The organism is Candidatus Babela massiliensis, from assembly GCF_000513475.1.
GTDB lineage: Bacteria > Babelota > Babeliae > Babelales > Babelaceae > Babela > Babela massiliensis.
In genome coordinates this window covers 141,555-154,395 of the sequence record NC_023003.1, presented here as the reverse complement: position 1 = coordinate 154,395, position 12,841 = coordinate 141,555, and the positions used below count along the sequence as shown (strand labels likewise).

Genomic DNA, 12,841 nt, shown 5'->3' with positions numbered 1-12,841 from the left:
TATTAGTATAATTAGGTAAAATTTAATGAGTAAAATAAAAGTACTTTTAATTGGAGATGTAGTTGGTTCTAGTGGATGTCAAATGTTTCAAAAGCATATTGGTACCTTAAAAGAGAAATATCAGGTAGATGCTATTATTGTTAATGGAGAAAATAGTGCAGCTGATGGTAGAGGGATAACTTTGAAAGGTATGAACTTTTTTAAGCATAATAAAGTAGATATTGTAACTTCAGGTAATCATATTTGGGCAAAGCATGAAATATATCAATATTTAAATGAAAATAGAGATCTTTTACGTCCAGCGAATTTTCCAAGTGAATGTCCCGGTACGGGAGCTACTGTTTTTACTTGTGGTCATTTTACTGTCGGGGTAATTAATCTGCAGGGTAGAACTTTTATGCGTGAACAAGTTTCTTGTCCGTTTAAGACTGTTGATACAATTCTGACATATTTAAAAAGTAAAACTAATATAATTATAGTTGATTTTCATGCAGAAGCCACGGCTGAAAAACAAGCTATAGGATACTATCTTGATGGAAAAGTCAGTGCTGTAGTAGGTACTCATACTCATATTCAAACTGCTGACTCTCGTATATTAAAAAATGGTACAGCTTATATAACAGATCTTGGTATGGTAGGAGCTTTAAATTCTATGATTGGAATGAAAAAAGCTCCTATTATACAGTCCATGATTAGTCAAATGCCTGTTAGGTTTTCAGTAGAAACTGAAGGTCCTATGGTTATGTGTGGTGTAGTTATAGAAATAGATACAGATACAGGTAAAGCTCTTAATATTGAACGAGTTTATTTAGTGGATGAAGAAATTAATATTTTAGGTAACAGTTAATTTCTTTATATTTAGATATCACAAATAAGATTAATTTATTCTTTATTATAAAATTTGCAAAAAAATATTAATATTGTACTATTATAGATAGTAGACAAAATCTATTATTATTTCTAAATGTAATCAAAATATAATAAAAATATTAAAAATACAGAGAAAATATTATGTCCTCTTTTTTGAAAAATTTTTTAATAGTGACTGCTATAGTTACAATTAATAACCATATAATTTGTATGGATAATCCTCTTAGTTCAGATTTGAAAAAACAAAAAATACATTATCAACTTCCTGTAATAGAAAAGAAATTAATTATTCCAGATTGTTTATCAAATTCATCAGCCAAAGCTCTGATAAAACATATTTTGGATGGCAAAGTTATTTTAACTGATTCTTTAATTAATATAATGCCTGAAGAAATAGCAGAGATTATCAAAAGTAATTTAATATCGAATTACTTTGAAAAGTTATTTAAGCTTAAGCAAACAGTTAATAGACAGATAAGAGATATTACCTATAGTACTGTTAGTAATGATAAAAAATATATAGTAACGATTGTGGGTGAAGATACTATTGTTTTATACGAAATAGATTCAGGTTTAGTAATACAAAAAAAGAATTTTAATAATAATAGTGGTATAACAAGTATTGCAATCAGTAATGATAATTCTTTTATAGCTACAGCATCTAAAGATAATAAAATTAAGCTTTGGTCTTTAGATGGAAATGAGCTATCTTGTTTTTCTAGTGATAAAAGAGTGAAAAATTTGCTTATAAGTCCTGATAATAATTTCATTATATTGATTACTAATACTGGTCATGTCATAATTTTGGACAAAAAAAGCAATGCTACTATAGCTGAGTTAGTTCCTTATGATAATGCTGAGGAAGTAGAGGAAAGTGATTTGCCTGTACCGTTTTTTCAAACCACTTTTAAAGATACTATAGGAATTTGTGAATTATCAGATAATGTTTTAGTTATATCTGATAAAGAAGGTAAAATTAAATTATTTGATATTAATAAAAAAGAATTTTTAAGCGAGTGGGAAGCTCATGAGAAAAATATCTCAGTAATAAGTATAAATCAAGGCTTTATTTTTACCGGTTCTTATGATTTTAAAGTAAAAATGTGGGATATAGAAACCGGAGAACTTAAAGGAACTTTTAAGCATGATAATATAATTACTTCAATTTCTATTAGTAGAGATGGGAGATATTTATTGACTGGATCCTATGATAATACTGCTAAATTTTGGGATTTAGATACACACGAGTGTATTTATAATTTTGTGCATGAAAACTATATAAATATGGTTCAAATAAGTCCAAATAAAGAGTTTCTAGTTACTTGTTCTGATGATGGTATAAAAATATGGAATAGTAAAACTGGTCAATTATTTTATTCGATTGAGCCACATTTTTTTGTTCCAAATACTGATCTAAAAGAAGTTAGAAAACGACAGGTGACCAATCTTTATAGCAATATGTTAATAACTTCAGATAATGGTATGGTAATTGATATAACTAAGGATAATTTTTTTGAAATTACACATACCCCTTTTGCAAAAACTATTGATGAATTATTAAATTATATTCGGTCATAGTTTTGGACATTTTTAGATTTATATGTTAATTTTAAAGTGTGAAAAGTATATTGATAAAGGCTAAAATTGTATTTAAATATTTCTAATTTACTTACTATTTCAAGAATTTTTTTTACTCCATTTATTGTAAAAAATATATTATCAGGTAATTGGCATGTTTCAATAACATTATTTTTATTTGCTGCATTTACAGATATTCTAGATGGATTTTTAGCAAGAATTTTAAATCAAGAAAGTTATATAGGAACTTTATTAGATCCGTTGGCCGATAAGATACTACTGATTTCATGTTATATAAGTCTTTTATTTATAGAAAATAATCTATTTTTGATTCCTTCATGGTTTACTGTGATTATAATATTTAAAGAACTTATATTAATATCCGGGTCATTAATTTTAAATTGCGTATATAGAATAAATTTTAAAATTAAACCTAGTGTTCTAGGCAAATTGAATACTTTTTTTCAGATACTTTTTGTTATTTTTATTTTGAGTTCGATTATCTTAAAAATAGATAGCGATATCTTAAATAATATTTTTTATATATTCTTGTATTTTATTACTGTGTTAAATTTATTAACACTAATGCACTATTCTTTTCAAGCTTTTAAGGAGTTTATAGTATGAAATTTAAACTTAGAAAACTAATTAGTTTTAGTCTTATATTGTCAGTTATTGCAATTTTTTACAGTTTTTCAGATAATTTTTTATCAACCCCATCAAGAAGACGTTCAATTGGTCAAATTAAACAAGAAATAGCTGAAACTTTAGGTATAATTTTAAATCAAAATTCTAAAATGATAGAAAGTATAGCTCATAATCAACAAGAGATATATAGAGCTATTATTCAATTAGCTAATAATGAAAAAAATTCTCCATTAGTCAAAGCTTCTAAAAGAGAGCTTGAAGAATCTTTAAATAAATTGAAAATAATAAAAGATGATAATGATAAACATATGAGTAAAATAGTAGAGTTTTTTAAAATGGCTCGTACTAATTTTATTGAAAAAGACAAAAACAAAGAAAGGTGTTAACATGGCAAGTTTTAATAGAATTATTATAATTGGTAATCTTACTAGAGATCCAGATTATAAGCAACAATCTTCAGGTCAAGCAGTTTGTAAGTTAAGTATAGCGTCTAACCGTCAATTTAAAAATAAACAAAATGGAACTTTAGTACAAGAGGTTTGTTATATAGATGTAGACGTATGGGGTAATCAAGCAGAAAGCTGTAAACAATATCTGGAAAAAGGCCGTCCAGTTTTGGTTGAAGGTCGCTTGAAATATGATCAGTGGGAATCTGAAGGACAAATTAAAAGAAGACATTCAATTGTGGCTGAGAAAGTGGTATTTTTAGGATCTTCTAATCAACAAAGTGATAATGCTCAAGGCGATTCTTTTGATAATCAATTTGGTTCTCGTTCAAATAACAGTTTAAGAAGCAAAGCTTCTGATATTCTAGCAAAAGACGAGATGCCTTTTGAAGATGATCTTCCTTTTTAAAAATTTTTTCGAAAAATTTAGCAGATATCAAATGGATATTATATTTATTTGATATCTGTTTTTTTATCCATTTACTTATTATTTATTAATAATTATTGACTTTGCTAAATACAATTTGCAATTCTTTTAATGTGATATATAAATTTATTTAGTATGTAGAATTAATATGTTTAAAAGAAATTGTTTATTTTATTTAGTTATTTTTTATAGTTTTATTATCTCTTCTAAGAATAATTATTGCAATCTTACTTCTAAATCTATGAAGATATGGGACAAAATAGATCTAGTAAGAGCTATTTATACTACCCAGGAGCAGAAGGAAGAGTTTGTAAATGTGTTATTTAAAGAAATTAAATCGTTACGTCATGATTATTTAAAATCTATATCGGATATTAGTTATAATAATGATAAAACGGAATTAATAAATTTAATAGAATCAATATTTAAAAATTTTAATGAAGTTTTTGGTAATATTAATACTAAAAAATTTACTTTGAGTTGCGACATTTTAAGAGAGGTTCTGTTCTTATTAAAAGCACCAGTCGATATTAAATCCGAAATATCCTCCGATCATATTAGTGGTAAAGATTCTTTTACCGGTGATGGTGTAATTATAAAGAATAGATACAAAAGGATTAAATAATCTATTATATTTAGCAAAATCATATTCTGCTAAAATATTCAGATTCCATCTATTCCATTTTTTTAAGATTTCATCATTATTGGCTATATTTTTGCTTAATTCTGAATTTAGGCAAATAATTTTACTTTTATCTTTCTGTTCAAAGCTGAATCCAGTAAGGATTGAAAGACCCCAGCAAACATGATCTGCTTTTATGTAAGCGCCTGTTCTATAAACTGGACCAGATTTTATTTTGGTTATTGCTTTTTCTAGTCTTATAATTCCAGTTTTACTTTCTTGAGTTCTTATTGATATACATTGTGTTGTGTCAAAAAATCCTACTCCATCATTATGAATACCAAAAGTTAACCAATCGTATCCTCCTATGGCTATATCTATTAACCATGTTATTCCATAATGGCCTCCATATCCAAAAGGAATATCAAATACTAGATTAGGATTCTTTTTTTTACCTGTAGGAAATAGAGCTCCTAATTGAAAAGCTCCGTCTATATAATCAAGATAATTAGTATCTTCGTAATTTATAGTCCATCCTAAAAATACACTAGTATCCGAAAATCCTCGATTTCTTATTGATCTTAAACTTAAGTCACAACCTTTTAGAGAATCTTTTAGCATAATTAGATCTCTTTGCTTAAATCGTGAGAATAAAGAACAATCTCTATTATATTCTTTACAACTATCAGGAAATATTTGCGCAGAAACAGCCGGAACATGAACATGTAAGAAAAGACCATTAGTAAAATTTTGATAGATATTTAAGTTAACTTCAAATATATCAAAGTATCCAGTAAACATAATCTTTCTATAATCTTGGCCTATTAGTAAGCTTTCAGGGCCATATAATCCGAATAAAGGTACTTTGTCGCTACAACCGTTTCTGGAGCATGATGTAGTACCACCAGCAATTTGAGTATTAATAGTTGTTAGCCAATTTCTATCAAACCGTGGTTCATCCCAAAAAGAAGAAGCACGATAAAAAAAACTTCTGTCAAATGAATATATTTGGTAAAAAAAGTTCAAAATAGTTATCAATATTAAAAGGTGCTTGTAAAATTTTTTCATGTTATATTTCCTAAAAATTTAAGTAACATTATAGGTCAATTAAGTCATATTCTTAATAAATATATTATTTATGTCATTAAGTCTATAGTAATATACTAAAGAATAGATTTAAATTTAATTTTTAGGAGTAGAAATATGTTTTGGGCTTTAATTTTTTTAGTATTTAATATTATTTACTTTTCTTTTGAATTGTATTCTATGGATAATTATAAAATGTGGCGTCATGCTGATAAAGCATATAAAAGAGAGCAGAAAAACAACAAAAAAGCTGATTATGATTCAGATAAAGAAGTATTTTTTACAGAAGATGGTCAAAGAGTTATAGCTTCTTTTTCAAAAGAAGATGAAAAATTAGAACAATTATCAGAGACAAATGAAGCTTTATCTTGTGTTAATTGTTCTGATCAAGAAGAATCAAAATATTATATAAGTAAAAAACTATTACGCTTTATATATACTAGTAATAATAATTTTATTCGTAAATTTATGAAGAAATTTAATAAGCCAATTAGATTGAGGATATCGGCTTGTCCATTGACGGTTGAACAATTTGATAAAATAGTCTCTAAAAGTAATATTGATACAAAAAAATCTATTAAGTCATCATCTTTCTTTAATAAATTATTAGCTTATACAGGATTAAGTACTGTTTCTGCTTTTATTGCTTATAAATTGAATATAAAAAATTATAAAAAAGATAAGAAAGATGACCATCTTAATAAAGTTGTTAAGCCTAAATGTGAATTAAATAAATAAGATTTTGTTTTAAGTAGCTTCAAGCTAAGTTAAGAGAGATGGTATGAATCATAAAATAACAATAGTATTTTTGTGGCTTTTTTATTTATCCAATAATATTTTTTCTATGTCTGATAATTTGGTCGAAAGTCAAGTAATAGAAAATAGATTTTTAATATCAAATTTATCCGATGAGTTGCTTTTGAATATTTTTAAACTATTAGTAAATTCTTATATTATAAATTCAGATAATATATTTAGTTTTTATCAATCAGTAAAAGAATTAAAAAATCTTAATTTAGTTTGTCAACTATTTAATTCTATACTCAATGATAGAGATATAATAAATATTATTGATCAAAAAAGAGTTATCTTAAGAAATTATTATAATAAATTCGAAATTCCTATAGAGTTGTCTAATAAAGTTTTAAAAGAATGGCTTTCTTTTAAAGATTATAAAAATAAATCGGTTGTTTTTCAAATAGGGAGCACAAAAATTAAGATTTGGAATATAGGTGGGAAAACTATTTTAAAATATCTTTATCGTAATGGTCCTCGTTATAAAATTGGACATATTTCATCAAATAATAGTCCCAACATATTATATTCTAATGAAATTGGTATAGCATTTTTATTGGTAAGTGTTACAATTTATATTGTTAATAAAATTAAATATAGCAAAGAAACTTCTCAAACTCATCAAGATAAACTTGATAATGAGCTAGAAAATAATAAAGAAAATACCAATAATAATGACAAAATTTATATTAAATACAGAAAGGTTATATCTTAAAATAATATCATGTTTATTGTTTATTGCTTTTAATAATATAATTTTATCAATGCAATCCCAGCTAATTTGCTCAAATAATTTTAGAATAAAGATTGGAGAGGATCTATATAAAATCGTTTCTAGGGATGATTCAGGTGAATATACTTCTTATTTAGTTGACGCTGATGGAAATGAAATAGTTGATAAAAGTTATTTTTCATCTCTTCCCTCTGAAATTAAGTTGATTATCATTAAAAAAGTTATTGAGTATATTATTGATAATAATACTGAGAATTTCTTGCCTCTGATTAATAATTTTATAAAATCTATATCTCGTTTGAATACAGTAACACGTAATTTTATAGAATACTTTAAATTAGATTTAATAAAATTCATAAAAGATTATTCAAAATGGTATATTTCTACTCAAAAGCTTAAAGTTGCGTTAGGAAATGTTATTTATCAACCTGATTTAATAAGAAGCTTAATTATAGATGGGGCGGCTATTAATACTAGAAATTCAGTTGGCGAAAATGCTTTGATGATCGCATTGAGGCATAATGATGAACAGCTTGCTCAAATGATATTAGAGTATAAACCAGATATTAATGTTAAAGATAAGTATAATCGTAGTCCTTTAATAATAGCATCCAAAAAGAAATATTGGGATGTTGTTAGGATGCTTATTGCTCAAGGGACAGATGTACATCATCAAGACTATAAGGGAAATAACGCCTTAAATTATGTGCTTAAAGCAGGTAATCTTAGTATTAGGGAACTACTTTTATTAAATAATGTTCAACATAATGTTGATTCTATTTTTACTGAAGTTAGATTAGGTAATAGTGAGTTGATAAAAAAGTTATTAGATCAGGGATTGGATGTTAATTTACAAAATAATCTTCAAGATACTTTGTTAATGCAGGCAATTAAAAGTGATTCCAAAGAAATTTTTAATTTATTGTTAAAAGCCGGAGCTGATATTAATATCAAAAATAACCGAAGTAAAACTGCTTTTTGTATCGCATTAGAAACTTCCAATCGTTTTGAATATGTCAAAACTTTATTAAAATTAGGGATTGATATAAATAGCGCTATTGATAATTCCGGCAGGACGCCTTTAATGATAGCTATTGAACGAAATGATGAAGATTTGATTAAGTTATTATTACGTCATAAGGATATAGATATCGATGTTATTGATAATAATGGTAAAAGTGCTTTAGCTTATACTTTAAATGCTAATATGTCTTTTGCTGCTAAGTTAAAAATAGTAAATTTATTATTGGGTAAAAAGCCTAATTTAAATATTCAAGATTTATGGGGACAATCACTTTTGTTTCTTGCTATTAGTAATAGAGGATATTTGCCTATTATTAAGGCTCTATTAGATTATATGGCTGATATTAATGTAAGAAATGAATTTGGAATTCCTCTTTTAATTAGAGCTGTTAGTTATAAAGATATTGAGCTTATTAAATTATTGTTAACTTATAATAGACTTGATGTTAATGCTACTGATAATAATGGCGAAACGGCATTAATGCATGCTTATAAAACCGATTATTGTCTGTCTAATCTCTCTGATCAAGAAAAAGAAATTATAAAATTATTATTAAATAGAAATCCTAATCTTAATGCTCAAGATAATCAAGGATGTACCCTTTTAATCAAAAATTTTAATTCTAATTTAATAGATTTAATATTAAAACAAGAAAATATAGATGTTAATATCCAAGACGATCAAGGGAAAACTGCATTAATACATGCTTGTATTTTGTCTGATTTAAAAGCTATAAAAAAATTATTTCTATATAAAGATATTAATATTTATATTAAAGATAAATCAGGAAAAACAGCCTTTGATTATCTAAAGTCTAATTTAAAAAAATGGACCCTATCTACCTTATCAAGTATTAAAGATGATGTTAAATGTCGATTTAGCAATCTAAATAAAAAACAACAACAAGCATTAATTGGCGGATCTTTATTTTTAATTGGTTCAACAGTCTATATTATTAAAAAGAGAAAAAATAATAAAACAAGAGATAAACAAGTTAAAAGCAAGACCAACTGCCAATATTTAAAAAATTCAACTCAATCTAATTTTTCAGGAAAATCATGAAACGATTTCTCAGTTTAATATTTTTATTGAATATATTTAATTTAATTTTGCCTATGAGTATAAGTATCAGTAGACCTTGGGCAATAGCTCTTACTTATGAGGATTATTTTAAAAATAGTATAAAAGATATATTAAACAACGAAGCTAATTGTTATCAAAAAAGAAAGAAGGTTGCTAATTTGATTTTAGAAGCACGAGATAAAGGTGTTAATTGTAATATATTTTTAAGGTATATTGTGCAATCAGAAGATATCTTAGATTTAATAGATGCATTAGTAAGGTTAAATATTTTTGATATAAATTATCAAGATTACGATGGGAAAACTGCCTTATTTTATGCGGTTGATTCATATAAAATAAATTCTATTCAAAAGCTTTTAAGTTTTGAGAATATAAATCTTAATATTCAGGATAGATCTGGTAGTACTGTTTTGATTAAGGCGGTTCGTGACGGTAGCGCGAATTTAGTACACTTTTTATTAGAACGCGGTTCTTTGATAAATATTTCTGATATTCAAGGCAAAACAGCCCTTTTTTATGCTATATCTAATCAAAATCTTAAAATTGTAAAATTGCTTTTAGATTATGGAGCTGATTGTAATGCAAAGTATAAAGGAGATCCTATTTTGATTATGGCTATTAAGTCCGCTGAAGATAGACTGATTGATTTATTAAATTTGTTATTAAATTATAGTATAGATCTTAATTTAAGAGATTCTGATGGCAAGACATCTTTGATGTGGGCAATTATCAAAAATCAAAAAAGTTTAATCAAAAATTTGTTGAAAAATAAAGATATAGATATTGATATTATAGATAAAATGGGATTTTCTGCTTTAACTTATGCTGTTGAAAAAGGTGATGAAAAGGCAGTTAAGATGTTGCTAAAGCGTAAGCCTCATATAGATAAACATCTTTTGATAAGAGCTTGTTGTATAGGATCCAAGTCTGTAGTAAAATTATTATTAAATCAAGAATTAGATATTAACTTTAGAGATCTTTGTGGTCAAACTGCTTTAATTCGCGCGGTTCAAGGTGGACATATTGATGTAGTACTAATTCTTTTAATGAATAAGAATATAAATATAGATCTGCAAGACAATGATGGAAATACGGCATTAATGCATGCTATTGATAAAGGAAATTGTGGTATTGTAAGACTTTTATTAAGTTATGGAGCTGATGTAAATATTAAAAATAACAGATTTATTACTCCGTTGATTAAAGCCTTAATTAATAAAAATATTGAATTGTTAAAAATTCTTTTGGGTTATAAAGTTGATTGTAATATCAAGTATAATAATGAGCCTATTTTAATTAATGCTATTAAAACAAGTAATGAGATAGCTGAATTATTATTAAATTATGATATAGATGTTAACTTAAAAGATGATAAGGGGAAAACTGCTTTAATTCATGCAGTTATAAGAAATAAGAATAATATAGTTAAAACTTTATTAAGAAATAAAAATTTAGAGATAGATATTATAGATAATGAAGGCTGTACTGCTTTAAGTTATGCTTTTGAACAAGGTAATGTTTATATAATTCGAAAATTATTAAAATATAGTACTCATTTAAGTGATGATTATTTTAACAATGAGTGTCTATTAATTAGAGCTTGTGATAAAGGGCAAGAAAATATAGTCAAATTGTTATTAGATCAAGGTATAGATGTTAATTTTAAGGATCAATATGGCAAAACTGCTTTAATGCGAGCAATCGATAAGGGATATTTTAATATAATTAGTATGCTTTTAAACTCTAGAAGTATAGATGTTAATGCTATTGACAATAATGGAGAAACGGTTTTAACAAAAGCTGTTGTGAGAAATTATATAGCTATAGTGAAAGTCCTTATTGAGCATGGTGCTAAAATTGATGTTAGAGATAATCAAGGGCTTACTCCTTTAATGTTAGCAGTGAGAAAGAACGATATAGAAATAGTAAAATTATTATTGGATTCTGGAGCTAATATTAATGCAAGAGATAATGATTCTAAAACCGCTTTAATACATGCATCTACTATATTTCAAGGAGATTTTACAAATATGGTAAATTTATTGTTAAAAAAAGGTGCTAATATTAATGCTCAAGATGAAGAAGGTAAAACTTTCTTAATGTATGTTTGTGATTTTGGTAGATTGGAAATAGTTCAAGTACTTTTAAAACATAAAGATATAAACATTCATCTTAAAGATGATTTCGGACGTACTGCTTTAGATTATGCTAAAAGTAGTTATAGATGGAATAGGCAGGCTATAATTAATTTAATTAAGAAAGCTAAATTTAAAAAATTTTTACCATTTGATTTTGATAAGTTAAAGTGTAATTTTGATATAGATCAAAATAAAAAGACTATAATTAAAGCAGGGCTGGCGCTTTCTATATTAGGATCTACTATTTACTTTATTAAACGTGATAAAAGGAACAAATTGAGAAAAGGGAAAATTAATATTAAAGATAAAATGAACTCTTCTAATCAATATTTTACAAATTTGGAAGTAAATAAATGAATATTAATAAACTTTTAATTTTTATATATCTTGCAAGCACATTTTCTTTTGCTTTATCAATGCAAGATCAAGAATCTGAAAGAGATTATAAAGAAGAGATTTTTAATTTATTAGAAAAACCTAATATAGAAACAACTGAAGAAACTCTTGCTCAATTAATACCTGAAGCTTACAGTGCAGGTTATAAGTGTAAGAAGATTTTGTTTTATATAGTCAAAACGAGTAAATATACTAGTTTAATTAGCTTGTTAGTAAATTTGGGTGTTGATATTAATATTAAAGATCGCTTTAATAGTACGCCTTTAATTTATGCTTTAAAATTTGGCAAACTTAAAGTTGCACAATTAATTTTGTCCTATGATAATATAGATGTTAATGTTATAGATAATAATGGTTATACTGCATTAATGTATGCTGTTTATAAAGGTTATAGAGATGTAGCAGAATTGATTTTGCAATACGATCCTGATGTTAATATTAAATATGAAAATCAAGAAAATATATTGATGCAAGCATGTTTTCAAAATTTAGAGAATATAATACAAGATTTATTAGACAAGGGTATTGATGTTAATTCTAAAAATAATTATGGAGTAACAGCTTTAATCAGAGCATGTGATGTAGGTAATATAAATATAGTCAAGACTTTGCTTGCTTGTGAAGGTATAGATATTGATGTTCAAGATAACAAGGGTTGGACCCCATTAATGTATGCTGCTAATAAACGACATAATGAAGTAATAAGATTACTTCTTGAACATAAAAAAAATATTACTGCTATTAAAGATCTAAACCGGTCTTCTTTGCCTAAAGATACTAATTCTAAATTAACGTACAATAAGCAAACTTTATTTAAATCAACTATAGCAATAGGTATTTCTGGAACAGTAATTTTTGTTATTGATAAAATAAGAAATAAAAAATCTAAAGAACACAGAATAAAAGATAGTGAAAAGGAGCTTGTATATCAAGTTAATGAACAAAATTTATGTTAAATATTATGTAAAACCTTAATCTGTAAGAGGATAACAACT

At 25.8% G+C, this 12,841-nt stretch carries 11 protein-coding genes; 10 read left to right on the top strand and 1 reads right to left on the bottom strand.

Annotation, left to right across the window (positions count from 1 at the left end; genetic code table 11):
• The first annotated feature begins 25 nt into the window (after positions 1–25).
• The 5 genes from BABL1_RS00705 to ssb all read left to right on the top strand — a co-directional run bounded on the left by BABL1_RS00705 (position 26) and on the right by ssb (position 3,951).
• Positions 26–847, top strand: coding sequence for a TIGR00282 family metallophosphoesterase (locus BABL1_RS00705; protein WP_023791147.1), 822 nt, complete (start codon positions 26–28; stop codon positions 845–847).
• 233 nt (positions 848–1,080) lie between these two features.
• Positions 1,081–2,448 (top strand): WD40 repeat domain-containing protein, encoded by a 1,368-nt coding sequence (locus BABL1_RS00700; RefSeq protein WP_171814720.1) that lies wholly within the window; start codon positions 1,081–1,083, stop codon positions 2,446–2,448.
• Positions 2,449–2,514: 66 nt separating this feature from the next.
• The gene (locus tag BABL1_RS00695; RefSeq protein ID WP_023791143.1) at positions 2,515–3,075 is read left to right on the top strand and encodes a CDP-alcohol phosphatidyltransferase family protein; all 561 of its coding nucleotides are present in this window, start codon (positions 2,515–2,517) and stop codon (positions 3,073–3,075) included.
• Positions 3,072–3,482, top strand: coding sequence for a hypothetical protein (locus BABL1_RS00690; RefSeq protein WP_023791141.1), 411 nt, complete (start codon positions 3,072–3,074; stop codon positions 3,480–3,482). The genes BABL1_RS00695 and BABL1_RS00690 overlap by 4 nt, the downstream gene beginning before the upstream one ends.
• 1 nt (position 3,483) lies before the next feature.
• Positions 3,484–3,951 carry a single-stranded DNA-binding protein gene (ssb, locus tag BABL1_RS00685; protein WP_023791139.1) on the top strand — a complete coding sequence of 156 codons (468 nt, stop codon included), beginning with the start codon at positions 3,484–3,486 and terminating at the stop codon, positions 3,949–3,951.
• Positions 3,952–4,480: 529 nt separating this feature from the next.
• On the opposite strand, the gene BABL1_RS00680 is transcribed toward ssb, so the two are convergent.
• Positions 4,481–5,659, bottom strand: coding sequence for a hypothetical protein (locus tag BABL1_RS00680; protein WP_023791135.1), 1,179 nt, complete (start codon positions 5,657–5,659; stop codon positions 4,481–4,483).
• 135 nt (positions 5,660–5,794) lie between these two features.
• Here BABL1_RS00680 and BABL1_RS00675 point away from each other — a divergent pair, with 135 nt between their 5' ends.
• Genes BABL1_RS00675 through BABL1_RS00655 form a run of 5 tightly spaced genes read left to right on the top strand, consistent with a single transcriptional unit; the run spans position 5,795 to position 12,802 of the window.
• Entirely contained in the window at positions 5,795–6,415 is a 621-nt protein-coding gene (locus tag BABL1_RS00675) for a hypothetical protein (RefSeq protein ID WP_023791133.1), read from the top strand.
• Between the two features lie 43 nt (positions 6,416–6,458).
• A complete protein-coding gene (locus tag BABL1_RS00670; protein WP_023791131.1) occupies positions 6,459–7,187 on the top strand; it encodes a hypothetical protein in 729 nt (242 codons plus the stop codon).
• Positions 7,188–7,236: 49 nt separating this feature from the next.
• Positions 7,237–9,291 carry an ankyrin repeat domain-containing protein gene (locus BABL1_RS00665; RefSeq protein WP_171814719.1) on the top strand — a complete coding sequence of 685 codons (2,055 nt, stop codon included), beginning with the start codon at positions 7,237–7,239 and terminating at the stop codon, positions 9,289–9,291.
• The gene (locus tag BABL1_RS00660) at positions 9,288–11,807 is read left to right on the top strand and encodes an ankyrin repeat domain-containing protein (protein ID WP_023791127.1); all 2,520 of its coding nucleotides are present in this window, start codon (positions 9,288–9,290) and stop codon (positions 11,805–11,807) included. The genes BABL1_RS00665 and BABL1_RS00660 overlap by 4 nt, the downstream gene beginning before the upstream one ends.
• The gene (locus BABL1_RS00655; protein WP_023791125.1) at positions 11,804–12,802 is read left to right on the top strand and encodes an ankyrin repeat domain-containing protein; all 999 of its coding nucleotides are present in this window, start codon (positions 11,804–11,806) and stop codon (positions 12,800–12,802) included. The genes BABL1_RS00660 and BABL1_RS00655 overlap by 4 nt, the downstream gene beginning before the upstream one ends.
• Positions 12,803–12,841: the final 39 nt, after the last annotated feature.